The organism is Pseudomonas sp. NFACC05-1 (assembly GCF_900100135.1).
Taxonomy (GTDB): domain Bacteria; phylum Pseudomonadota; class Gammaproteobacteria; order Pseudomonadales; family Pseudomonadaceae; genus Aquipseudomonas; species Aquipseudomonas fluorescens_Q.
Genome location: NZ_FMTR01000016.1, coordinates 10943 through 36456, shown reverse-complemented (window position 1 = coordinate 36456; position 25514 = coordinate 10943). Strand labels below are relative to the sequence as shown.

At 63.9% G+C, this 25514-nt stretch carries 10 protein-coding genes; 1 reads left to right on the top strand and 9 read right to left on the bottom strand.

Annotated features, from left to right (window positions below):
- The first annotated feature begins 66 nt into the window (after window positions 1-66).
- A complete protein-coding gene (locus tag BLO97_RS21115; RefSeq protein ID WP_092145855.1) occupies window positions 67-2640 on the top strand; it encodes a bifunctional diguanylate cyclase/phosphodiesterase in 2574 nt (857 codons plus the stop codon).
- 150 nt (window positions 2641-2790) lie between these two features.
- On the opposite strand, the gene BLO97_RS21110 is transcribed toward BLO97_RS21115, so the two are convergent.
- The 9 genes from BLO97_RS21110 to gspK all read right to left on the bottom strand — a co-directional run bounded on the left by BLO97_RS21110 (window position 2791) and on the right by gspK (window position 25514).
- Complete coding sequence (locus BLO97_RS21110) at window positions 2791-15411, bottom strand: filamentous hemagglutinin family protein (RefSeq protein WP_092347825.1); 12621 nt, start codon at window positions 15409-15411, stop codon at window positions 2791-2793.
- Between the two features lie 214 nt (window positions 15412-15625).
- Window positions 15626-16810: a substrate-binding domain-containing protein gene (locus BLO97_RS21105; protein ID WP_092145859.1), complete on the bottom strand. Its 1185-nt coding sequence runs from the start codon at window positions 16808-16810 to the stop codon at window positions 15626-15628.
- A gap of 510 nt (window positions 16811-17320) precedes the next feature.
- Window positions 17321-18532: a type II secretion system inner membrane protein GspF gene (gene gspF / locus BLO97_RS21100; protein WP_092145861.1), complete on the bottom strand. Its 1212-nt coding sequence runs from the start codon at window positions 18530-18532 to the stop codon at window positions 17321-17323.
- Window positions 18532-19950: a type II secretion system ATPase GspE gene (gene gspE, locus BLO97_RS21095; protein ID WP_092145863.1), complete on the bottom strand. Its 1419-nt coding sequence runs from the start codon at window positions 19948-19950 to the stop codon at window positions 18532-18534. The genes gspF and gspE overlap by 1 nt, the downstream gene beginning before the upstream one ends.
- Window positions 19947-20261 (bottom strand): hypothetical protein, encoded by a 315-nt coding sequence (locus tag BLO97_RS31700; RefSeq protein WP_092347823.1) that lies wholly within the window; start codon window positions 20259-20261, stop codon window positions 19947-19949. Before BLO97_RS31700 ends, gspE begins: the two co-directional genes overlap by 4 nt.
- Window positions 20262-20433: 172 nt before the next feature.
- Window positions 20434-22797, bottom strand: coding sequence for a type II secretion system secretin GspD (gene gspD, locus BLO97_RS21085; RefSeq protein WP_092347820.1), 2364 nt, complete (start codon window positions 22795-22797; stop codon window positions 20434-20436).
- Entirely contained in the window at window positions 22794-23366 is a 573-nt protein-coding gene (gene gspM, locus BLO97_RS21080) for a type II secretion system protein GspM (protein ID WP_092347817.1), read from the bottom strand. The genes gspD and gspM overlap by 4 nt, the downstream gene beginning before the upstream one ends.
- Window positions 23359-24531, bottom strand: coding sequence for a type II secretion system protein GspL (gene gspL, locus BLO97_RS21075; RefSeq protein ID WP_092347815.1), 1173 nt, complete (start codon window positions 24529-24531; stop codon window positions 23359-23361). Before gspL ends, gspM begins: the two co-directional genes overlap by 8 nt.
- On the bottom strand, window positions 24528-25514 hold the full coding sequence (gene gspK / locus BLO97_RS21070) for a type II secretion system minor pseudopilin GspK (protein WP_092145871.1): 987 nt from the start codon (window positions 25512-25514) through the stop codon (window positions 24528-24530). Before gspK ends, gspL begins: the two co-directional genes overlap by 4 nt.

Here is a 25514-nt window from a genome sequence, read left to right as displayed (position 1 = left end):
ATCAGCTCACCAGCCGATATAAGACAGGTGCGGGTGAAATCGCTTTTTGGCTGATGACTTATTTTTATGATTGAAATTGCTGGCAATGACTCAACTGTCCTTTCCCCGGGTTCGCCAACCCGAAGTTTCACCCGTCGCACTTTTCCGGCCATCATGCTCCTGCTGTTTGTCATGTCCGCACTGGCGATCGCCGTGCTGCTCAACATCACCGGCGTCCAGGACCGCCGCGCCCGTGAACAGAGCCTGTTTTTCGCCCAGCAGGCCGTCGAGGGGATCCGCAAAGGTATCGGACGGGACCTGAGCGATTATTCCAAGTGGAGCGATGCCTACCGGCACCTGCATGTCAGCGTCGACAAGGAATGGGCCTACGACCAGGAAAACGTCGGCAGCAGCGTGTATTCGCTCTATGGCTACCAGGCCGTGTTTGTCATTTCGCCGACCGGCCAGACCGTCTATTCGGTGATCGACGGCCAGATGAGTGAGGTCAATGCCGACACCTGGCTGACCGGCGACTTGCGAGCGCTGTTGAAAAAAGCCGCCGCTGCGCAAAATCACGACGAAGTGGTCGTCGAGATGCTCCATCACGAGGACGCCCCTGCGTTTGTCGCCGCGTCCGCCATCACCATCGGCACGGACAGCAGCGTGCCCGAAATCCCCGGCCCGCCCAGCCTGATGCTTTTCGTCAAGGTCCTTGATCCCGGCGCCCTGGAAAACCTGGCGCGGGACTTCGCCCTGCCCGATGCCCATATCGCCAGGACACCGGGCCCCGCCGATACCGCCCAGCTGCTGCTCGACAACCTGACCCTGGAAGCCTTGGCCTGGCGGCCGCAGACCCCGGGCCAGGATCTGCGCAAAATCCTCCTGCCGTTGCTGGCCGTGGCGTTATTCGTGCTGGGGATTCTGGCCCTGGCCGTTCTGCGCCATGCCTTGGCCATGCTCCGCGCCCAGGAACGCCAGTACGCCAGCCTGCTGGCCCATCGCAAGGCGCTGGAACGCAGTGAAGAACGTTTCCGCGACATTGCCGAAGTTTCATCCGATTGGTTGTGGGAGGTCGATTCGACCGGGACCCTGACCTATCTGTCGGAACGCTTCGAACAAGTGACCGGCTTCAGTCCCACGCAGTGGCTGGGCAAACCCCTGCACCGTCTGCTTCACCCCCATGGCGGCTCGATCTCGATTGCCCAATGGCTGCTCGGCGGTGCCAACAGCGACTCCTCGGCGCCGCTGCTGTGCGAGTACACCGCGCGCAACCAGCGCATCCGTACCTGCAAACTCTCGGTGCGGGCCATCGAAGCGGGCACCCTGGGTTTTCGCGGCACCGCCACCGATATCACCGACGAATTGCGGGCTCTGGCCCAGATCAAGCACCTGTCCCTGCATGATCCACTGACCGGGCTGGCCAACCGCAACCGCTTGTTCGATTGCCTGCGCGAGCACCTGGACCGAGCCGATCGTCCGCCCCTGGTGCTGCTGAACCTGGACATGGACCGATTCAAGCCGGTCAACGACTCCCTGGGGCATGCCGTGGGCGATAAAGTGCTCAAGGAGGTGGCGCATATCCTCCAGCAAAACGTGCGCGGAACTGATCTGGTGGCACGTCTGGGCGGTGATGAGTTTGTCATTGTCATGCCCGACCCGGGCGATGCCGACGATCTCGATCAACTCTGTGAACGGCTGATCGATTGCATGCAACGACCCATGCACCTGGACGGCAATACCCTGTACCTGGGGGTCAGCATCGGCGTTGCCTGGTCGCAACCCGGAGACGAACGTGCCGATGAACTGTTGCGCCACGCCGACATCGCCTTGTATGCGGCCAAGGCCGCCGGCCGCAACACCTGGCGCGTGTATGTGGAAGCCATGGGCAACCTGGCCCGCGACCGGCGGCAATACGAACAGCAACTGCGCGACGCCATGCAACGGGATCAACTGGAACTGCGCTACTTGCCTCGCTTCGACGTGAGCGCCGAGCAATTGCACGGTTTCGAAGCCCAGACCTTCTGGCACCACCCCGAGAAAGGTGAACTGGGTGGGGCCGACTTCATACCGGTGGCCGAAACCTCGGGCCAACTGGAAGAGCTGGGTACCTGGATGCTGATCAACGTCTGTGAAGAGGCCGCCACCTGGCCGAGCGCCGTCAACGTCTCCATCGCGGTTTCACCCCGCTGGTTCAACAGCAGCTTCCTGCTCGACCAGGTACAAGAGGCCCTCCAAGCAAGCGGCCTGGCGCCTCACCGGCTGACCCTGGAAGTGGCCGAAGGGGTTCTGCTGGCCGACCACAAGACCGTCGCCAGCACCCTCCATGCGCTCAAGGACCTCGGCGTGCGGATCAACATCGACAAATTCGGCACCAGCATCGCCTCCCTGCGCGAGGTACTGGACCAGCCGTTCGATGGCATCCGCTTCGATCGCAACATCCTGACGCAGCTGGGCCTGGAGGATGACAAGGAGGGCGTCCTGGCGATGATCCGATTGAGCCGCAGCGTAGGGCTCATGGTCACCGCCGAAGGCATCGAAAACGCCCGGCAATTCAGCCAACTGCGCAACGTGGCCTGCGACCATGTCCAAGGCCCCTACTTCGGTGCCGCCCTGGCCCGCTCGGAAATGGCCTCGTTCTTCACCACCCCGCGGTGGCTGTAACCCACTTCCCACCGCTATCGCGAGCAAGCCCACTCCCACAATAGTGGGCCCGTGGTGAACACAAGACTCATGAACACCCAAGATCACCTGTGGGAGCGAGCTTGCTCGCGATGACGCCGGCACAGCCAACCTCCCTGCACACTGACCTCCTTACAAACTCAACCGCCCCCGCTCTTCCTCAGTCAGCCGCTGGCGGTTCTGTTCGTCCAAAGGCCCCGCACCCAGGACCTGCACCGGGCTGGCCGGGTCGTAGGCCCGAGGCGCTTCGCGGCTGGCGCCGTCGCGGGACGGGGCCAGTTGCTCGGAGCCAAAACTCACCACCTGGACGGTAAACACCGACGCCTGGTTCTGCCGCGCCGCATTCTGCTGCTGACGGGCCACGTCTTCAGCCGCCTGCGTCGCCGAAGACGCCGCCGAACTGGCCGAGGTGATGGCCCCGGTGTTCACCGAGGCCGCCAGCGGCACGCCGGTGGATTTGCCCTGGGTCTGGATGTTGGCCGCGTTCACCACGGTCAACGCCGCGATGTTGACGTTACCCGACACCCGGATTCCCGCCTCGCCCGCATCGATGGTGCCCAGCGGCGCAATCAGGTCGATATCCCCCGGCGCCACTTCGGCAATCGGGTTGAGCGTGGCAATACCAGCACCGGTACTCGGCACCGCCGGCGACAGCGTCACGTTACCCCAGGTGTCGTACAGGCGCTTGGGCGGCGTATACACCACGGTGGTCTTCGAACCGCGACCGGCGTTGATATCGCCCTTGGCCGACCAGCCAAGGATCGAGCCGCCAAAGGTGGTCATGATCCGGCTCTGCCCCAGCAGAATGCTGTTCTGCGCATACAACTGGATATCGCCCTCACCCTGGGTGATGACGCCTGCGGTGGACGGCGGCGCGTTGCCCTCGATGCCGAAAGTCTGGCCGCCGCCCGGGGTCAGCATCTGGATACTGCCGCCGAAATCGGTGTGCACCCCCGCCCCGCCGAACATCGTGATGTCGCCCTTGTAGGTGATCGGATTGCCCGCCACGTCCTTGGTCGGGAACAACAAGTCGATAGCCTCGCGCCCGCGCAGGTAACTGCCCTGGCGCACACCACCGACTTCGTTGTACTCACGCCCGCCGGCCTTGAGCTCGGCGAAGTACACGTCGCGGGCAAACACCCGCTGCTGCTCGGCCGGCAGTGCCGCGAAGTAGCTGCGGGCCTGCTCGGTGTCGCCGCTGAAACCGAAGCGCTTCTCCAGCCAATCCACCAATTCGGTTTCATAGGTCTTGGCGACCTTGCCGTCCTGGTTCGCCAGCGGCACACCGGCCAGGGCCTGGTTCGCCGGGTCCAGGTAGGCCTTGACGAAGCGCTCGTAATCCGCGCCGTTGAGGCCCACGCCAGCTTGCAGCACCAGGCTCGCGCCAGGGCGCGAATCTCCCGGCACCACGGCGCCGAGGCTGGTGATGCTGACCTTGTCGTCCATCAGGATATTGCGCCCGGCGGTGATTTCCAGCAGGCCGGGACCGGCGACGTTGAAGTTGCTGTAGAGGATGTCGCGCCCGGCTGACACGATGGAGATGTCGGTGGGGTTGTTGTGGATGAAGAGGTTGCCGGCGCTGGTGTACTGCCCCGTGACAAACTCACCACCCTGGCCGCCACTCAGCGGTGTTCCGCTGCTGACGATGTCCCGCCCGGCCATCATCCACACCGACCCGGTTCCTTCGTAATAAGTCTGGCCGAATCGGCTGTCATTCGGGGTGGTGAACGTCATCGTCCGCCCGCTATTGACGGCCAGCAAGTCGCCCTTGAGCGCATAGAAACGGGCAGGATCGGTGTTGCTCGCCCATTCGTCGGACGCGCTGCTGCTGTCAAAAGCAAACAACGGCAATGTATTTGCGCCTAAAGAGACACGATTGGCATCGGCGGAGAGATTACTGACCACCACAGTGTTACCGACAAGCCCCATGAAGGCCGGCCGAAATGGTGTGGCCATGGCCGTGGACGAGGCACCAGAGCGACTGACCGTCAGGTCACCGCCATAGATGGAGTCACCAGCGAGGAACTGCAACTCGCTGTTGATGCCGGGGGCAAGCAGCAAGGCTGAGCGATAGCCGTTACTGGAGTTACCGGAGCCTGCGACCTTGGCCTGACCGTAGTAAAGACTACCACTGGCCGCAACGGCCCGCAGAATCGATGGGTAGACTACCGCCAAGTCCGTCTCGCCCCCAGACATCAGCGGCGTCAGATTGCCCCCCGATGACCAGAGATCAATCGCAGTATTAGCCGTCCACAACGAAAACCAGCTCACGCCCGAGCCGTTAGTCGCACCATTTTTGAAGGGCGACACGCTCATCATCGGCGCCCGGCCTGGGTCGGCAACGTCCATCACGACCAAGTCGCCCAACGTACGCAGATCGAAGGTAGCATCACCAGGCATGAGGGTCAGTCCACCGGTTGCAGATCCTCGTGTGGACTTGAAGGAGTCGTAGGCCCGTGTTTCTCCAGGGGATTGCACTGGGGCACTGTTGCCGTAGAGCAGGTCGATACGACCAATGGCACCACCATCGATTTGGGCGTGTCCTCGCAAATTGATGATCGCGCCGTTGAGATGCCCCATGGTGAACGAGCTCTCGGGATTCAAAACACCACCCACACGCAGGTTGAGATCGCCACCGCCGGTCAATTGCAGGCTGCCATCAGAGCCCACACGTCCGGTGCTGCCCACCGCCAACAGCAGCCCCTGGCTACGAGGGTTGATGTTTGAGTTGAAGTCGTTACCGGCGAGCCGGTTCAACACCCCCGCGTCACCCTTCACCTGTACATCCAGATCACCGCCACCCAAAGTCCCGAACCCGGTGAAAGCGGCCATTTGATCAGCGCCACCCGACACCGTCGACGCGGTATGACTACCAAAGTTGATCCACCAGGCGGTCGGCTGGCTGCTCGCGGAATCACCATTGCCCTGGCGCCAGAGCCAATTGCCCACATTGGCCGAATCCTGGCCCATGTCGGTAGGGTTCGGTCGCCCGTTAGAGTTGACAGGCGCCGTCAGGTTGCCACTGAGGTCACCGCCGACCTTAAGCAACAGGTTACCGCCCGCGTCCGGATACCAGGCGCGATAGAGACTTTCAGCGCCGCCATCGACCAGCTTTTCGTTACTGCCATCCTCGTCGGTGAGCACCTTGCCGTTGGCGCCCAGGGCCTTGGGCTGGTTGTAGGGATCGCCTGGGAACGTCGGTGCCGACGAGGTGCCGGCGGTGTAGATGCCGAACAACGAATCCATGCGCAGGCTGCCACCGCTGAGCAGTTCCAGGTCGCCGGTGCCGGTGCGGATGACGCTCGGACGGACACTGCCGGCAACCGCTTGATACTCCACATCTGCGGGGGCACAGACACTCGGCGCCGCGTCGCAGAGTGACTGGACCGAATCAAACTGGAAAAACTGCGCAGCGGCCTGGCTGATCAGCTCGCCGGCCTTGACCTCAAAGCCGGAACCTGCCAATTCCTCCTCCGCGGCCTTGGTCCATCTGTAAGAAGCTTGAAGCGCGCAAATACCGGCGAAATCCGCACAGAAGGCGTCAACCGAGTCGTAGCCAAAATTGCTCACGATGTCCAGGTCAACGGTTTGGCCAAGCTCTACCGTGAACCCCGCGCCCGCCAGCTCATCGACCCCTAGTTGAGTCCACTGATAGGTGCCCTTGGCCGGCACGGATTTGCCAAACATGCCGTAGTGACTATCGGCAAGACGCAAGTCGCCTTGTACCGGATCGGGCTGGACGATCCTGCTGTCCGCCGCCGTCGTATCGGCCCCGGCCACCAGCCGCAGCGACCAGGATTGCGAACCCTCGGCGAGCATCGGGGCGATAGCCCATATGCGGCCATTGCTGCCGGCGATTTCCGGACGTAGCTGGATCGACTCGACGCCATCCGGCAACTTCACATCGGTGCCCGAGGGGATCAGCGAACCACGGTTCAGCGCCAGGCTGCCGTCCAGCTTGAGAATATTGCTCTGGACATTGCCCGCGTCGGCCACGTTGGGCAGCGCCACGCCCTTGGGCCAGGTGAAGCCGAGCAAAGCGGTGGCGCCGCTCAACACGCTGCCAGCGCCCAACTGCGAGCCGGCTTCGAGGGTCTGGGCCCGGCTCAGCAAAGTGCCGGCGGCAAACAGCAGGTTGCCGGAGGCGTCGTGCACCGCAGCCGCCAATACCGTGCCGGCCGGCAGTTCCAAGGGTTGTTCCAGGATCGCCGCCACTGGCAACCGGGTGCCGGCCGCCAGGGTCACGTTTTTGATGGGTAAGTCGTAGTTGAGCGTGGCTCCCGCAGGGAACGCCGTACCGTCGGCCAGGGTCACGCCGGCACCGGGGACGACGATGTCGCCACCGGTGAAATCGATGCCGGGCAGCAACACCCAGCCTTTGTCATCCTGAGTGGCGGGCGGCGGAGCGAATCCGTCGTTGATGCTGCCGTAGATGCTCAGGTCGCCCCCGGCGCGCAGGGTCAGCGCGCCGGCCTCACCGGAGCCGTACACGGCGGTTTGCCGAGTGTGCGGGTTGACACTGGCGTAGCGATAACCGGACAGGTCCAGGTCGCCCTGCACCACCAGGTCACCGTCGGCCGTCGCACTGACGATCTCGACGCCGGGCCGCAGGTGGAACGCATCGGCGTAACGGGCGTTGTTCAGGCCGGCGAGTCTACGTTGCATCAAATCGCTGTTGGCCAGCGCCGCGTTGATGAAGGCGAGGCTGTCCTGATGCTTGCCATCCAGGTAGGCCTGGTCGATGACCTGATAAGGACGGCCACTGGCCGCCGGATCGCTGCCAAAAGCTGCGTCGTTGTATTGCCACATACCATTGACGGCGATGGACCGCGCGCCCTGGATATCCAGGTTGCCGCTGGCGTCGATGGCGATGTCACCGTGGGTGGCATCCGGGCCGGCGCGCCGGGCATTGAGTTCCAGGGTGCCGCGAGCGCGGCCATCATGCTGCCCCGCAGGCGCCGCGGTGCCATGGCGCAAATCGATGCGCGCGCCGTCGGCCAATGTCAGCACGCCGCCCCGGGAGGTGAGGTCGACCATGGCGCGGTTCGGTGAGTCGATGATCTTGCCGTAGCTGTCTACACGCAGGCGATTGCCGTGGGCATCGAGCACCGCGCTGCTGCCCAGGGTCAGGGACCGCCCGGCGGCGAGCCGGATGCTGCCGACCCGTTCGCCGCTGGCGTCTACCTTGCCATTGACCAACAGGTTTCCATTGTCGACCGACACGCTGATGGTCGAGGCCTTGAGTTCGTTGCCGATCACCAGGTCGCCCTGTTTGAGCTGGAAGCCACGGGAACCGAACACCTGTCCGTCATCCAATCGTTGGTTCAAGGCCGCGAACTGCTCGCTGAGGCTGCCGTTGCCGCCCAGGCGCTGAGCCTGGACTTCCACACCGCCGGCCAGGTACGGCATGGCGGTGCCGCCGGCGTCATATTCGCCCGTGCTGCTGCCGAGAATCCGACCCTGCAAATCAACGATCCCGGCGGCCTCGTCCAGGGCCACGGCACTGAGCCGGCCAGCCTGGTTGTTACGGGCCGAGAGGTCGATGCTTGAACCATCCGCCTGGCGGATGTTGCCGTTGCGGCTTTGCAGGATCACCTCACCACCGGCGCTGTAACGCGTCACATCGTTGAAGGTGACTGCGCGCCCAGCCAGGTCGATCTGCGCCGCATCCGTCAGGGTCAGGTCATCCGTCGCGCTGAGGGTGAGCTTGCCGCTGGGCAGCACCACTGCGCTGGCGAGGTTGAGGCTCGCGCCCTTGAGGGACAGCTCGCCCCCTAGCCCGGAGACAGCGCCAGGCTTAGCGGTTGTGCCCGTTACATTGACCACGCCGCCTGCAGTAATGCGGTTGACCGATCCGGCTTCACCCGTGAGCAACGGCGTGAGGATATTCAGGTTGCCGCCGCTGTAGACGTAGCCTGTTTTTGCGTCATAGGCGCCCTGGCTTTGATACACCGCCAGGCTGCCCTTGTGATTGGCGGTCAGGCGTTCGCTGGCGCTGAGGTTGACGTTGGCGAATCCCAGGGCCAGGCGGTCCAGGGTGCTGACCGAGCTGGGCTGGGCGAAGTCACCGTAGCCGAATTCGATGCGCTGGGCCTGGATGTCCAGGCGACCGGCACCGGTACCGGCCCCACCGGCAATCACCGAACCCGGCGCGCCGACAGCGCCGTTCCAGATCAGGTTGGTGGTGCGAATGGTCGCCACATCATTGGCGCTACCGGCACCATAGATGGCAGGGGTGCTGAGCATCAGATTATTCAGGCGCGACTTGCCTGTTGTCGGGTCATAGGTGTCGAGACTGACGGTACCGTAAAAATTCAGCGCCTGACTGGCCGACAGTTCGAGGGTTTCCAGGGCCGGAGCACCGTACTCGGTGTCCCCGCGCAACAGGCGATCGAGCACGGTCTGGCTCAGGGTCAGCCCCGCCGGCAAGACCTGGTGCGTTGCCGCAGCGCTCAGGGCCTGGGCGGTGCCAACGTTGATGTTGCTCAGGGCCAGCGTCAGGTGACGGGTGCCATAGCGCACTTGGTCGTCCAGTTCCAGGCTGCTGCCCGAGGCGGCGACGATACTGCCTTCAGAGTGAATCTTCGTCACGCCTGTGCACGGTGTCAGGCTGCAACCGCCGATACTGACCGAACCCATGGAGCCCGATTGCGGAGCCAGCACGTTGAGCAAGCCGTTGGAAGCCGCCAGCAAATTGTAATTCTGGTTCCTCACATTGAGGTTATAGATAAAGCCATCACGGGCATCGTACGCCGCCTTGCCTTGCCCGAGGGTGTTGATGGCGGCGCCTTGTTCCACCAACAGCTCGCCCCCGTCGGTCAGCAGAAAAACCTCCGGTGCCGCCAGAGTCGCGCCTTCACGCAAAGTCACACTGCGGGAGACCCTTTGTGGCGTGACGTAGTTACCCCCTTGGCCATAAAGAATTGAAAACTGGCCGCCGATCACTTGGCGCGAGGCGTTCAATGCATTGAGGCTTGCGGCATTGAGGGTCACACCTTCGAAACCGGCCGTGGCCCCGCGCCCGTCGGCAACGACCTCCAGTGCGCTACCGGTGCCACCCACCACTGCAACGGTACCGCCGTATCCACCCGTCTGAGGCGCGAACTTGCCAATACCCTTGAAGGAGAACGCCTGATCCCCAGCGCCCCTGGCCAGGTTCAGCTTCAAAGTCTTGGCATCCACTGGCAATAAAGCCCTGGGGACACCCAGGCGTCCGGCGTCGGCCACGGCAAACTGGGCGTAGCTGGTTTCGTTGTATTGCGAGTAGCGGCGAAGCACATTTCCCGACGTCAGAATGACCTGACTGGACAAACTGTTGCGCTGCCCGGTATTAGCCACCGACAGTACCCCAGCGGTGGTCCAGGAGCCGTTGCGCATCTGTTGCGCAGCCGTTGTCACCCCCTGCCCCGCCAGGCCATTGACTTCGACCCGGAACGCTCCCGGCAACAAGGCGTAGGTGGAGGGCATCAAGGTATAGGTACCCGCGGCCAATCCCGGAACGCCAGCACCAATGGTAATTTGCTGGCCTACCCTGGGGTCCAATGCGCCACCTTCGGGGGCGACTGGTGCATATTGGCTCTGGTTGCCCGGCACGATGGCATAGACCGGGTTGCTGGATAGGCCCGGCAAGGTAAAACCGCCGTTCGCGCCGATTTGTACCAGCGGATTGAAACGCGCGTCGGTGGAACCCCCTCGGCCGGAGATAAACCCGGCGCCGAGCAAGTCACCACCCCCCGAGAGGTCGAGTACCGAGCCTTCCTGAGCAACCACCGACTGCCCCCCCAGAATCACGCCGACATTGAGGTCACCATTGTCGGAGGGCACTGCGCCTTGCCCCAGCAGAACGACTTTTTTGCCTGCGTACTGGTAACTCTGCCCATCGACAGTACCGCCATAAGGCAGGATCAGCCCTAGGCCGCTGACGGAGGTCAAACTGTCCGGCAACAAGTCCAGCCGGGCAGATATGCCCGCCGAGCTATCATTTGTACCGACTTCAAGCAGCCCAAGCGGAGCCCGTACGACACCCCCTTGTTCGATCTTCGCACTGCCCAATTGCAAGCGACCGAACACCGAATAAGGCACCTGGGGGACGACCTGGGTGGTACGGCCGATAACCAGACTGCGCGTCGGATCGTAGAGAGGGATGTTGTTAACGGGATCGCGCCCCCAGCCATACCCTGCCAAAACACGAGCGCCTACGCCGGTCGCTGGGTACAGTTGGGCGGCCTGCAGGATCATGTCCGCAGGCGTCACCAGTTGAGTTGTGAAACCTAAAGGCAACCCTTCGTTCGAGAACCCGGCCAGGAATCGCACATCTCCCCGACTGCTTAACTGAACCCGGTCAAAACCTGTGCGCTCCAACTCGACGGTGCTGCCGTCGGCCTGCCGCACGGTCCCCTTGCTACTGAACGTCACGTTACCCTGCACATCCAACAGGTCTGCGTTGACAGAAAACACGGCCTTGTTCGTCTGCAATGATACGCCGCCGTCGACCACCGGTCGGACGTAGTTATCCTTGTTTGGAAGGTTGGCCGCGGGGCCCGACAGCAGTACATGGGAAGCATTGAGTTGAGCCCGGGTATTTGGCGCGGCTGCACTCGTGACAAAGTTGCGGGCATACAGGCTCAGGCTTTGGCCAAGGGACAGCGACACGTCACCATCGATGCTCAACAGTCCATTGCTCAACAGCGCCAGGCTGTCGAAACCTCCCGACTGGACCTGATCAACACCCAAGCGCCCGTGGCCGTAAACCAACGAGTCCGCCGCTGTCTCGGCATTACCCTCCAGCAAGCTCGCAGGCGCGGTCTGTCCCAACACCAACTCACGCACCTTCATCGCTCGGTCGCTGGCGGCGTTCTTCACGTAGTAAGGCGTTTCCAATGCCACCGACAACTTGCCGCCCGCCGCCCCTGTCCCGCCCGAATGGGCGCTGAATGCGCCATCCAGGTACAAACCATTGGCCGACGCCAGGGAAATGCTGCCGCCATTGCTCGCCACCGAGGTGCGCCCCTGTCCGGGAATATCCAGCACGGCCTGGCTGCCATCCGCTTGCAGACGCGCGCCCTCGCGCACCACCACAAACAGTTCGGATGCGGAAGCCGAACCTTTCTCGGCGTCGATCTGGCCGCCGATGACAATCTGCCCGCCATCACGTACCAGGCCATAGGTCTGACCGCGCATATCCTGGGCGGTCACGGCCCGACTGGAGACATCGATCAGAGCCTGCTCGCCCAGCCAGATGGAGCGACCGTGGCCCTGAGCGTTGACGGCTTCACCCTCCGCACCGATGACACTCAACCCGGTGAGGCTGACCCGCCCACCCCACGCATTGAGGGTACCGTTGGCGGTGAGTTGACCGATGCTGCACACATCGATGCCCTGGCCCGGATCGACGCTGACCACGCTGCCCTTGCCCAGGTTCAACACCGTGCTGGCCATGTCGGCGGCGCTGGAGTTCGCGGTACCGGCAGTGAGACTCAGGCTCGCGCCGCGACGCTGGGTCATGACACCTTTGATCGCATCTTCCTGGTACAGCTCCGGCGTCCAGCGCTGCAACGCATCGGCCGGCTCCGCGCCGCTGCCGGTGTTCAACGCCTGCTCGCCAAAGCGGTACACCGGCATCGTCACATCGACCTGGGTCCCGTCGGCCACGGTCAGACCTTCGTTACCGGTGATGTCATAGGCCGAGAAGCCTTTGTCAAAAAAGTCTCCACCCAGTTGCAGGGTGCCCGGTTCAAGCGGCGAGCCGCTGTCGCCGATCAGCACTTTATGGGCCGCCAGCGTCAAGGTCCCGCCGCCATTCACGCCGGTGCCGCGCAGTTCACCGTCAAGGTTCAAGGCGCCGTTATCGGACGATGCGCTGGTACTGGCGGTCAGGGTCAGGTCACCGCCCTTGCCGCCGCGGGTCTTGCCATCGGCCATGACCGCAGCACCGGAACTGACGTCAATCCGACTGCCCTGACGCACGTCAATGTCGCCACTGCTGCGCACGGACACCGTGCCGCCGTTGAGGAACGGCAGGCCTTGGCGGTCGTTGCCGTCAAGCAGCAAATTGCTCCACCGCCCAGCGGTGTTCAGCATCACGCCCTCGCCCAACGTGACGCCGGCACGCTGACCGGTAGCGGGCGAAAGCACGACGTCTCCCATCTGGAAGTTATCGGTCCTGACCTGTTTAAGAACGTTACCCAAGGCAATGCGACCGCTGCGGGCCGTCAGGTTGGCGTTGACTTCCACCTGCGGTGCATAAAGCGTGATGTCGCCGCCATCGGCCACTTTAAGCGTGCCATCGACTTTGATACCTTCTGCCGCCGCCACCTTGACCGCGCCGAGCTGAAAGCCATTGAGCAGTTCGTTATCCAGCACCAGCTTGCCTTGCCGATCGGTGTCGACCACCGAGGTCAGGTCCTGGCCCGCGGCAATCTTGTCGGTCACCTTGCCGACGGTGACCTGATCGAAGGTGGGGTTCAAACCGCTGTTGATCACGCGTGCAGTCTTGTCATAGATCGGCGTGTAGCTGCCCACCCACAACTGCGCCCGTCGGGCCACGGCATTTTGCGATTGCTGGTAACCGTCGAGGTTGAGATTCGGCGCCTGAGTCTGGCGTTCACCCTGGTAGACCTCACCAACGATTTGGCCTTCCAGCACCGCGTTGCGGGTCGACACCACCAGCTTGCCGGCATCGCGGCCGACGGTGTAGCCGGCTTCGAAACGCTCGCGTGGGGCAATCAGCGGGTTGTAGTAGTAATCGGTCTGGCCCCAACGCTGGCTGTGGTCTTCGTAGCCCTTGTAGATACCGGTGTAGAGAATGTCCCCCGGCGCCTTGGACAATTCATACAAACGCCCATCAGCGCCCTTGAGCCAGGACTGCCGCAAGTAGCCGCTCTGCACATCCAGGGTACCGCCAGACAGGTTCAGTTGCGCTGCCTGCCGGGTCACCACGTCGTTGCCAGTGAACGTCAGGGTGCCGCCTTGAGCAGCCCATTCACCGGCGCTGTGGCCTCGGGTCCCCAAGTAACCGCCGACTTCCAACAGCCCACCCGCCGTGTACCAACGGTCGGTGGCGTAACCATTGGTGCCCGCCGGCACGTAGATCAAGTCGCGCACATCCACCCAAACATCGTTGTTGGTCAGCTTGCCGTCCTCGCGGTTGACCGGTGCGTCGCGCTGTTCATTGCCCTGCACGTTGACCTTGATGGAGTTGGACTCCATCGCCACCTTGACGCCAATGGCGCCGGATACGTCGATCACCGCGCCATCGCGCACCAGGCTGCGCCCGGCGGCGCTGACCGCGACCTGGCCGCCGGTGGCCAGGGTGATGGAGCCGTTCTGGAAGTCGACACTGCCACCGCTGACGATCTCGACCCGGGACTGATCGCTGCGGTCCACGACGCTGCTGAGGTTGTTGAACGGGCCGGTGATCAGGTTGTTCGGCGTGCCATCCAGGCCGGCCGGTCCGGCATTGCGCTGGCTGTCCAGGGCACTGCCGCCGGCAGCATCGAGCAACACCGCCGTGGCGCTGCCCTGCCCCAGGATCACGCTGCCGCTGCTGTCGCTGAAGGCGTTGAGCAGGTGCACGGTGCCGCGGGTGTCCACTGAACTGGTGGCGACGGCCACGCCGTTCTGCTCGATCCGGTGTCCGGTGAAGGTGATGTCGCCGGTGCTGGCCTGGATCAGGCCGCTGTTGATCACCGTGCCGGCGCTGCTGCCCGGTTTGAGGGATGTCGCGACCTCGTTGCCACGGGTGGTGGAACGCAGGTTGCCGCTGGTGCCCTGGCCGCGCCGGATGTAGAAGCTGTCGCCTGCCGCCAGGGTGGTCTGGCCCTTGGCGGTGATGATGGAGCCGGCGTTCTCCACTTCGCTACCCAGCAGCAAGGCATAGCCGCCCCCCGCCGTGGAGGTTGCGGCACGATGGGTTTCAATCAGTGCGCCCTGCTGCACTTCGACCTTGCCCGCCGCGTCGGTGAAGGTCGGCTGGGTGCCAGTGGAATCGACGTACAAGCCGCGCTTGCTGAATTGCTCATCGCTGATGTTGGCCGCCACCGCCGCCAGGTTGCGCACGTTGACCTGGCTGCTGCCGCTGAAAATGATGCCATTGCGGTTCACCAGCATCACCGTGCCGTTGCCCTTGATCTGGCCCTGGATCTGGCTCGGTCGCGCCTGCGGATCGTTGACCCGGTTGAGCACGGCCCAGTCCGACTGCTGCTGGAAATCCACCGTGGTGTTGCGCCCGACGTTGAAGGTTTCCCAGTTGAGAATCGCCTTGTCGGCGGTCTGCTCGATCTTCACCGTGGTCTTGCCGCCGGCCTGGGTCTGCTGCGGTCCCTTGGCGTTGAGCCAGCCCTGGGTCAGGCTGTTATCGACCTTGAGCCCGCCCTCGCCCAAGCCGTCGGGCACGGTCTGGATTTGCCCGAACGCGGCCTGCCTTCCTGCCGCTTGCGCCGCCTGCTGGGCTGCGATGGCGGCCACGGTGTTGTTGAGGTTGGTCAGCGACCGCTGCAACTGCGCATTGGCCCGTTGCTGCTGCGCCAGGGGTGGTGGCATGCCCGGCTGCGCCGTCGTGGGCCGCCCCGTACCACCAGCCTGGGACGCACCCTTGGCGGCAAACCAGGCCGAACTGAACGCGGTCGCCGCCTGGGCATTGCCAGCCACCATCAGCAAGGCAATGGCCTGGGCCAGCGGCTTGAGCCGCAACATCGACAACTCGCCATCGCGACGTGGAGCATTCAGGTTCGTCTGGGGTTTGCAGCGCAGCATCCTACTCATCCTTTCGGGTTCGCTCTAAGGGGGCGCAACGCAGTGCTATCAAGCTGCCAGCGTTGGTTATAGGGGATAGGCGGTTACAGCCGCTCGGGACCGAACGGATGTCATGAAAATTTCATGTGGCTGTGTTGGCGCGGGTATGACGCAAAAAGTCAGCAACGGCTTTCACCGTTGCTGACCGGCTGTTGCAGGTCGTTCAAGCCTGGGCTTACAACGGACGACCGATGGCGTTGCAGACACTGGTGTTGCCGATGCTCAGACCGCTGGAAGCCGTGACGAAGGAATCACGAATGGCAGTTTTCCAAGCCGAAGGCAGTGGCACGAAACGGTTGGCGGTGATGGCCGAGTCGTTGTTGGTCAACGAACCGTAGTGACGGCTGAAGAAGTTGCGAACCTGAGTGGTCTGGGTCGCATCGGCGTAGCACTGGCTGAAGATCACGTTGGTGAAACCCAGGATTGGGTAGCCGGTGGTTGGGTAGAGGCGCAAGCTAGGATCAGCCGGAATGGTTTCATCGATCACTTTTTGGGAAGTGAAAATAGGCACCCAGGCGTTTGGTTTTGACCGGTCGGCAACAGCAGGAACCGTAACGGCATTGATAGCTGCCGACACGTTGGCTGGTGCAGGGGAAAGACCGCCAACACGAGCGACCTTGGTGGCGTCGTCCAGACCGGCCAGGGTAGTAGCGGCGTAATCCGGGCTCATATAGGTGATACGACCCTGCGCAGCGTTCAGTGCAGTCATCACGTTAGCACTGCCGGAGGCGGAAACGGCACCAGCTGGCAGGCCACCGCTGTAGCTGGAGGCGAAGGTGGTGGTGACACTGAAGGTGCCGGTTTCAGCGCACTTGGCATTCAGGAAGCGGGTGAACAGCTCGGTGGTGCCGCTGCTTTCTGAACGGTAAACCACGGTGATTGCGCCAGTACGGCCCGAACCAGTGATCTGGCTCCAGTCGGTCAGACGGCCGGAGAACACGCCGCACAGTTGGTTGACGCTCAGGTCGACGTTGGCGGTGCCAGTCTTGTTGAACGGAATGGCAACCGAAGTGGCGACCGAAGGCACCTGGATCAATGGACCCCAGGCGGCACCGTGGGCACTGACGTAGGTGCTCAGTTCAGTGGCGCTGAGCTTGGAGTCGCTACCAGCCCAGTGCACTTTCTTGCCGCTGGTGTCGCCAGGCACGAACTTGGTGTAGTCGTTGGTCAGGAAAGCAGCCTTGCCAGCACCGCTGCCCACGCCGATGTAGGGGGCAAAACCGGCAGGCAGTACGCCGGAAGTCTGATAGAGCGGCTGAGGCAAGGTAGCACCACCGCCGTTGACATCAGCCATGGCGGCCTGAGCGACGCAGAGGCCGGCGAGGGTCAGGGATACCGCGAGAACGTTGCGCTTAAACATGAAGAATCTCCTTTCATCGTGTTCGTACGAAGGTTGGGTGACGCGTGCTTGCCGTCATGGCGCTCGGTCCTGTGCCGATGGCGATGGGGTGAGGCCATGGGTTAGAAATTCGCAGTTTCCGGTGACAGATAAAGGAAAAAACCTCGGGAGCCGAGGGCTGTTTTTCGGGTTTTTTCCTCGGGTGTTCGAGGGCTCTGCGCCGTGGGTTCAGGCGGATTTTCCAGGGGGATGGCGAGGGTTGGCCGTGGAGGGGGCGGTGGACGGTTGCCGGGCGACGGAAGATGACAGAACGAGGAACCCGAGTTTGGCGAGGGTGAGGCTCGGGAGGTGTCGCGTCACTGCCAAACAACGGGCTGCTTTTGTGGCGAGGGAGCTTGCTCCCGCTGGGTTGCGAAGCGACCCCAAACCGGCTGCTTGCGATCTGTCTGTTGTACTGGAAAGTCAGGTTTTGGGTCTGCTGCGCAGCCCAGCGGGAGCAAGCTCCCTCGCCACGGTTTTGTGCGCGGTGGGCTATTGAACCAACTGATTGATCTCGATAATCGGCAGCAACACCGCCATGACGATCACCAGCACCACCGCGCCCATGACCACGATCATCAGCGGCTCCAGCAGCGCGGTCATGCCCATGGCCCGGCGTTCGATGTCGCGGGACAGGGTTTGTGCGGCGCGTTCGAGCATCGGCGGCAGGCAGCCGGTTTTCTCGCCGCTGGCGATCAGGTGGATCAGCACCGGCGGGAAGACCTTTTCCACCCGCAGCGCCGCCGCCAGGTTGACGCCTTCGCGAACCTTGGCCGTGGCCTCGCTGACGCTCAGGCTCAGACGGTCGTTGGACAGCGTCTGGCGCGCGGCCTCGAGGGCTCGCAGCAACGGCACCCCTGCTCCGCCGAGAATTGCCAGGGTCGAGGCAAACCGCGCAGTGTTGAGGCCCAGTACAAAACGCCCGATCAGCGGCAGGCGCAACACCCGCGCGTGCCAACTCAGCCGCGCCGCCGGTTTGCGCAAGTACATACGCCAACTCCAGAAGCCACCGGCCAGCACGCCAAAACACAACCAGCCCCAGGCACGAATGAAATCACTGGCAGTGAGCATCGCCACGGTCAGCGCGGGCAGGTCTTGCCGGGCCTGGGAGAACGCGCTGACCACCTGGGGCACCACGTAGCTGAGGAGGAAAATCACGATGGCGATCGACACCAGCCCCACCACCCCAGGGTAGATGAACGCCGTGAGGATCTTGCCCCGCAAGTTGTTACGCTCTTCGATGTAGTCCGCCAATCGCTCCATCACCTGGGCCAGGTCGCCGGACTCTTCACCGGCGGCAATCAACGCCCGATAGATTTCCGGAAAATCCCGGGGGCGTGCCGCCAGGGCTTCGGCCAGGCGCATGCCGCTGCGCACATCGGCGCGCACCGCGCTTAAGGTCTGGGCGATGTGCTTGCGCTCGGCCTGCTCCACCGTAGCGCTCAATGCGGCCTCCAACGGCAGGCTGGCGCCCAGCAGGCTCGCCAGTTGGCGGGTGGCCCAGGCCAGGTCGTTGTCCGAGAGCTTGGCGCTGAACAAGCCTCCGCCGTTGGCCGGTGGCGTGTTGCGCTCGACCTGCACCTGCAATGCCGTCAGCCCACGGCTGCGCAACAGGTTGAAGGCTGCCCCCTGGCTGTCGGCTTCCAAATGTCCGGATTCGATCTTGCCCTGGGCGTCGGCGGCCTCGAAACGGTAGCGATTCATCAGGCGTCCCGTGTCACGCGCAGGATTTCTTCAGGGGCCGTGGTGCCACTGCGCACCCAGCGCTCGCCATCCTCGCGCATGCTGAACATCCCGGCTCGACGGGCAGCGGCGCGCAGTGCCTGCTCCCCTGCCCCCTGGTGGATCAGCGTGCGGATGTCATCGTCAATGCAGAACAGTTCATGGATCCCGGTGCGCCCGCTGTAGCCGGTCTGGTTGCAGCTCGGGCAACCCACCGGGCGCCAGGTGCCGGGCGTGGCCGGATCCGGTTGCTTGCACTGCGGGCAGAGCCTGCGCACCAGTCGCTGGGCCAGCACGCCGAGCATCGACGAGGCCAGCAGGAACGGCTCGACGCCCATGTCGATCAAGCGGTTGATGGCCGACACCGCGTCGTTGGTGTGCAGCGTCGCCAACACCAGGTGACCGGTGAGGGAGGCCTGCACGGCGATTTGCGCGGTTTCCAGGTCGCGGATTTCGCCGATCATGATGATGTCCGGGTCCTGGCGCAGGATCGCCCGCAACGCCAGGGCGAAGGTCATGTCGATCTTGGCGTTGACCTGGATCTGGCTGATGCCCGGCAAATCGTATTCCACCGGGTCTTCCACCGTGAGGATGTTGTGGACGCTGGCGTCCAGCCGGGCCAGGGCGGCATAGAGGCTGGTGGTCTTGCCGCTACCGGTGGGACCGGTGACCAGGACGATGCCGTGGGGCTGACGGATCAGGTGATCGAGCTTGCCCAGCACGTCCGGGTCCATGCCTAACGTTTCCAGTTGCAGGCGTCCGGCCTGCTTGTCCAGCAACCGCATCACCACCCGTTCGCCGTGGCCGGTGGGCACCGTGGAGACGCGGATATCGATCGGTCGCCCAGCCACGCGCAGGGCGATGCGTCCGTCCTGGGGCAGGCGTTTTTCGGCGATGTCGAGCTGGGCCATGATCTTGATCCGCGACACCAACGCGCCGTGCAGGGCCTTTCGCGGCGAAACCACATCGCGCAGGGTGCCGTCGACGCGGTAGCGCACCACCGAATGGCTCTCGTAGGGTTCGATGTGGATGTCGCTGGCCTCGTCTCGTGCGGCCTGGGTCAGCAAGGCGTTGATCATGCGGATCACCGGCGCGCCGTCCTGGGTGTCCAGCAGGTCGGTGATCTCGGGGATGTCCTGCATCAACCGGTCGAGGTCCACTTCGTTTTCCGCCGCGCCCACGACGGCGGCAGCACTGCCCGTGTCGGCATAAGCACTGTTGAGCAGCCCATCGAGCTCCTCGTCGCGCACCCGCTCCAGCCGCACGTCGCCGAACTGACGACGCACCTCGCTGATGGACCAACCCGGCGTGGACGGGCACACCATCAGCACCGCCCCCTCTGCGGACTGACGCAGTACCAGGCGCTGGGCCTTGGCCCAGGCGTATGGGAGGGTGTTCATGGGCACACTTCCTCTACGACTGACCCACCCACCACTGTGGCGAGGGAGCTTGCTCCCGCTGGGCTGCGCAGCAGCCCCAAAACCAGGCACCTCGGTGTGCCAGGCAGATGGCATGCAATCTTTTTGGGGTCGCTTCGCAACCCAGCGGGAGCAAGCTCCCTCGCCACGAAATTCAGCAGGTCGGTGAGACGACGCACCTCGCTGATGGACCAGCCCGGCGTGGACGGGCACACCATCAGCACCGCCCCCTCTGCGGACTGACGCAATACCAGGCGCTGGGCCTTGGCCCAGGCGTATGGGAGGGTGTTCATGGGCACACTTCCTCTACGACTGACCCACCCACCACTGTGGCGAGGGAGCTTGCTCCCGCTGGGCTGCGCAGCAGCCCCAAAACCAGGCACCTCGGTGTGCCAGGCAGATGGCATGCAATTTTTTTGGGGTCGCTTCGCAACCCAGCGGGAGCAAGCTCCCTCGCCACGAAATTCATTGTCCAATCGGCTCCATCACAGGCACCGCCTTGATCACCGCCCTGGGCATCTGCACCCCGGCAGGCGCCGTCCCCGGAATCGCCCTCGCCGAGGCCGGCAACTGCGGGGCCTGCATGTCCGGCATTGCCCAACTGCGGTCTGGTTGCAGCAGGCCTTGGGCGCGACGCATGAAGTCGTAGCGGTTGAGGGTAATGCCGCGTCCCGCCGCCGTGTCGCGGATGATGTAGGGCCGCAGGAACACCATCAGGTTGGTCTTGGTGATCTGCCGCCGTTCGTTGCGAAACAGCGCGCCGATCCCCGGAATGGTCGACAACCACGGTACCGCGTCATTGCTCTGGCTGTAGCCATCCTGCAGCAACCCGCCGAGGACCATGATCTGCCCATCGTCCAGCAGGATGCTGGTGTCGATGGCGCGCTTGTTGGTGACGATGCCGGTGGTGCTCGAAGCACGATTGTCGACGCTGCTGACTTCCTGATAGATGTCGAGCTTGACCGTCCCGCCTTCGGAAATCTGCGGCCGGACATTGAGCTTCAAACCCACCTCCTCGCGGGTCACGGTCTGGAACGGGTTGTTGCTGGTACCACCGCCGCCGGTGACATAGCTGCCGCTGACGAAGGGAATGGTCTGGCCGACGAAAATGCTCGCCGCTTCGTTGTCCAGGGTCAGCAGGTTCGGCGTCGACAGCACATTGGTGCCACCCTTGCTCTTCAAGGCCCGGGCCAGGACCTTGAGATCGAGAATCTTGCCGATACCCGGAATGTCCACCGTGCCGTTGACCACCCCCAGGTTCAGGCCCTGGGGCAAGACATCGATGCTGGTCTTGCCGTTGAGGTTGAGCGCGGTGCCGCCGAGGTTGACCCCGCCGATCACCCCGCTGCCACCGAGGTTGCCGGTCTGCCATTGCACGCCAAATTCGCTGGCGTCGTCCTCGCCGACCTCGACGATCAGGCTCTCGATCACCACTTGGGCGCGCCGCTGGTCCAACAGGTCGATGACTTCCCGCAGGTTGCGGTACAGCGGGTCCGGCGCGGAGATCAGCAAGGTGTTGGTGGTGGCGTCGGCCTGGATGGTCACGCCGCCGGCGCTGAAAGCGGTGTTCTGTTCGTTTTTCGTCGAAGCGGAAGTCGTGCCGTTGCTGCCTTGGCCGTAGCCGTTGCCGCTGGTCGAAGCATTGCCGCTGGTGGTGCCGCTGGTGCCATCGCCACTGCTGCCCTGCCCACTCTGTCCGTTGGTACTGGCGCCCATGCCACTGAGCACCGAGCGCGAGTTGTCGCTGCTCTCGCCTTCACTCTCCCCGGTGAGCAAGCCGCGCAGGGCCTGGGCCAGTTTGCCGGCCTGGGCATTGCGCAGGTACACCACATGCAGGTTGCTCGGGTTGTTCTGGGCGTTATCGAGCTTGTAGATCAGGTTGCGCGCCAGCTCCGTGCGCTCGGGGCTGCCGGCGCGGATGATGATGGAATTGGAGCGCGGGTCGCCGATCACGTTGATCTTCTGGGTCTGGTCGCCGCCCTGGGTTTCCAGCAGATCAGAGACCATTTGCGCGATGTCGACCGCGATGCCGTTGTGGATCGGCACCACGTCGGTGTCGATGGCACTCGGGGTGTCGATGCCTTCGATGAGTTGCGCCACCCGCGACAGGTTCTCGGCGTAATCGGTGACGACAATGGTGTTGTTGCCCGGGTAGGCATTGATCGGGTTGTTCGGCGACACGATCGGGCGCAGCACCGGGATCAGATTCACCGCGTTCTCATATTGCAGGCGGAAGGTGCGGGTGAGCATGCCGTTGCCGGCCGGTTTGTCGGCACTGTAGATCGGCCCACCCAGCAGTTTGGCATCGGCCTCCGGCACCACCTGGGCCACGCCACCGACGTCGACCACGCTGAAGCCTTGCATGCGCAGCGCGGCCAGCAGCATGTCGTAGGCTTGGTGGGCCGGGACCTGGCCTTCGGACACCAGCGTCAGGTTGCCCTTGACCCGCGGGTCCACCAGAAACTGTTGGCCGGTGGAACGGGACAAGGCCCGCACCACCGCCTGGATATCCGCCTCGACGAAATTCAGCGTCACCGGTTGATCGCCCAAGGGCGTGCGCGCCGGCGCATTGCTGCGCGGCTCGCGAGCACGGCTAGTGAGGTCGACCTGATGCCGCACCGCGGGCTTATGTTCACGCAGGTCCTGGGCCCGCTGACGATCGAGCACTGCATCGCCATTGCGCTGGGTACTCCCCAACGGAATGCCCAACTCACTGTCCACCAGCAACGGTGGCTGCGACGCGGGTGGCGTGCTGTTGCACGCACTTAACGCGAGCAACAACAGCGGTGCAGCCTTGCGCCAATGACGTGGGTATCTGGCCCCTTTCATGAAGCTTCCTTAGCGCCTTGCGCCTGATCCATGCGAACGGTTCCGGACAGTGTGCCGGCGGTATTGTCGGTGTCGTGGTTGTCGGGATTGGCAAGGGCGGTGCGCTGCAAACGGGCCTCGATCACTTCCAGGGAGAATTGCCGTGGGTTGCCCAGCAACCAACTGATCACCGCCTCCGCTGGGGCCTGGTCGAACGTGAGCTGCCAGGTCTTGGGGCGCTCGGCGCCAGGCGCTTGCAATTGGTAATGCTGGCTCAAGCCACTGGCGTCCAGGCTCTGGCGCAAGGCGGTTTCAAGAGGCTGCTCGGGTGCGGGCCCCGCGACGTCGCGCAACAGCACTTCGAGGGCTTCGGTCTGTGAACGCAGCTTCGGGGTTTCGGCTTGCCAATAGGCGATAGTCTTGAGCGGCGGCTGGATCAGTGCGAGCCAGACCAGACAGCCGCCCACCACCAGCGCAGCCAGGGCCACGGCGGCTTGCTCACGCACCGCCAGCCCCTGCCAGAACGTGCGCAAACGCGTGCGATAGGTTGCCCAGCGCCCCCACACCAATGCCAGAGAATGCTTATTCATCATCGGCGTCCGGGTTTTCGTCGGGGCTGCCCTGGCCGGCCGGTGCCACACGCAGGGTCCAACCCTGATCGATGGCGGCGACGTCGATGCCGGCCTGGACCAGGGGGATTTTCCAATCCTCTTCGGCGGCGGTTTTCTGCGCCTCGGCCACGACATTCAGGCGCAACTCACCGTTCTCGAACACCAGCGCCTGGACATTGCCGCTCATGAACGGCATGGCACTGCCCGCCTGTTGCACCAGGCTGGCAAAGCGTTGGGCCGGGTCGGTCGCCGCACCGTTCTGGCGCGCAGCGATTTGCTGACGCGCCTGTTGCAGCGGGTTGAGAATCACCGGCAACTCGGGAAACGCCTGCTTCACCCGCTGGCTCATCTGCGCCTTGAGCCGTTGACCCTGGGCTGCTTCACGGGCGGCGTAGAGGTTCAGCCCAATCACCCACACCGCCAGTGCTGTCGCGCAGATCGCCGCCGCCCGGCCCCAGCCACCGCGCTCGACGGCGTTGCGTGCAAGGCCGGCATGCAACCCCCAGCCTGGCGCAGGGCCCATCCAGCGTTGGGTTTCGGCCAAGGCATCGATCGAAGGTTGCGGCGGCGCCTCGCCCACCCAATGCACCCCGGGCCCCGTTTCCAGTAGCCACTCGTCCAACGCCTCTTGTTGCAACGGTTGCACCACGGCGTGCTGCAGGTCATGGCGCACCAGCAGATGGTCGTCCTCGATACAGGCCACCGGCCCCGACAGCACCGGCAAGGCGTAGGCCGCCGGGTAGAGGCCACGCAGTTTCATGCCGGCCTGGTGCACAAGCCGCCCGAGATTGGCGAGGGATTCACGGTCCAGCCAGGCGATCTGCACCTGCCCATCGACCCCACGCGGGCCATGGGCCACCTGCATCTGTTCGCTGGCTCCGAGCATCAGGGCCTGGGCCGCGCACGTCACCGCTGCGGTGATCCTGGCCGCCGGTAACAGCGGCAACTCCAGGCGGGTCAACACGCTGTCGCGGGGATGAAGAAAACACTCCACCGAAAGGTTTTTACCACTCTGGCCCAGCGCCCGAAGGCTGCTGCGGCCTTGCTCACGGACCTGGCCTTGGCGATCAAGCCAGGCAAACGCCACCGGGCTGTCGAGGTCCAGGCTGTCCAGCGGCGCCAGGGCGATGCGCAAGCGCGTCATACCCCCACCCTCGACCAGATCACCTGGGGCAAGCGGTCCTCGGTACGTTGCAGCAACGCCTCCAGCTCGACCCGCCGCTGACCACTGCGTGCCTGGCCCCGCAGGCGGAACCAATCACTGGTGATGCCGACCTTGACGCTGGCCGTGTCCAACTCCGGCATGCGCAGGCGATTGACGAAATCCCCGCGATTGATAAACCAGTGGCCGCCATCGCGCTCCCTGACCAGAGCCTCGGCCCGTTGCAGCGACAGCCCCGGCACGTAGGCGGCCAGCACCGGGGCGCTGGCGGTGTTGCCATTGAGCCAGGTGTTGGTGGGCAGGATCGTCACGTACGGCGCCAGTGTGTCCAGCAACCGTGTGGTGACGCCTTTGACGCTGCGCAAGTCTTGCAAGGTGCGCAGCATCGGGCGTGTCGGGGCCAGCGGCGTGTTGTCGGCCTGGGGCGAGGTTTCGCGGCCGCTGTTGAAGGTATTGGCCTTTGGCGCCTGGTCCACCCGCTGCGGACTCAACAGGCGCGGATAGGCCTCGACCACCCTGTCGACGATACGCGTGCGGACCGTCGCGGCCACGCCCAATTGCTGGCACAGGCGTTCGAAGGCGCGCACTTGTTCCTCGTCCACCCGCTCATTGGCGACGAGGTTGCGCAGGTTGAACTTGCCTTGCTCATCTTCCAACTGGCCTTCGAAGGGTGTGTCGATCTGGCCTGAACCCGGTATCACGATAGGTTTGGCCCAAGGTTGGCCGAAGCGCGTCAGTGGATCGCGCTGCCTGGCATCCCAGAGCAACTGGCGACTCAGTTGCAGGCCACCCTGCAACCGCGCCGAGCCCTGGACACGCAACTGCTCGGCCTCCAGGCTGCGAGTGAACAGGGTCTGGCGGGTCAGCATGCCACCGGCAATGACCGCCACCACGGCAGCAATCAGCAAGGCACTGATCAGCGCCATGCCGCGCTGCTTCGCCGCGAGGGGCGAATCCGTTCGCAT

What these genes read in the sequence shown, in the direction of transcription:
- gspE (WP_092145863.1), bottom strand. Translation starts at nt 19,950, where the DNA reads ATGAACACCCTCCCATACGCCTGGGCCAAGGCCCAGCGCCTGGTACTG.
- gspL (WP_092347815.1), bottom strand. Translation starts at nt 24,531, where the DNA reads ATGACGCGCTTGCGCATCGCCCTGGCGCCGCTGGACAGCCTGGACCTC.
- gspK (WP_092145871.1), bottom strand. Translation starts at nt 25,514, where the DNA reads ATGCGAACGGATTCGCCCCTCGCGGCGAAGCAGCGCGGCATGGCGCTG.
- BLO97_RS21115 (WP_092145855.1), top strand. Translation starts at nt 67, where the DNA reads ATGATTGAAATTGCTGGCAATGACTCAACTGTCCTTTCCCCGGGTTCG.
- BLO97_RS21105 (WP_092145859.1), bottom strand. Translation starts at nt 16,810, where the DNA reads ATGTTTAAGCGCAACGTTCTCGCGGTATCCCTGACCCTCGCCGGCCTC.
- gspD (WP_092347820.1), bottom strand. Translation starts at nt 22,797, where the DNA reads ATGAAAGGGGCCAGATACCCACGTCATTGGCGCAAGGCTGCACCGCTG.
- gspM (WP_092347817.1), bottom strand. Translation starts at nt 23,366, where the DNA reads ATGAATAAGCATTCTCTGGCATTGGTGTGGGGGCGCTGGGCAACCTAT.
- BLO97_RS21110 (WP_092347825.1), bottom strand. Translation starts at nt 15,411, where the DNA reads ATGCTGCGCTGCAAACCCCAGACGAACCTGAATGCTCCACGTCGCGAT.
- BLO97_RS31700 (WP_092347823.1), bottom strand. Translation starts at nt 20,261, where the DNA reads ATGAACACCCTCCCATACGCCTGGGCCAAGGCCCAGCGCCTGGTATTG.
- gspF (WP_092145861.1), bottom strand. Translation starts at nt 18,532, where the DNA reads ATGAATCGCTACCGTTTCGAGGCCGCCGACGCCCAGGGCAAGATCGAA.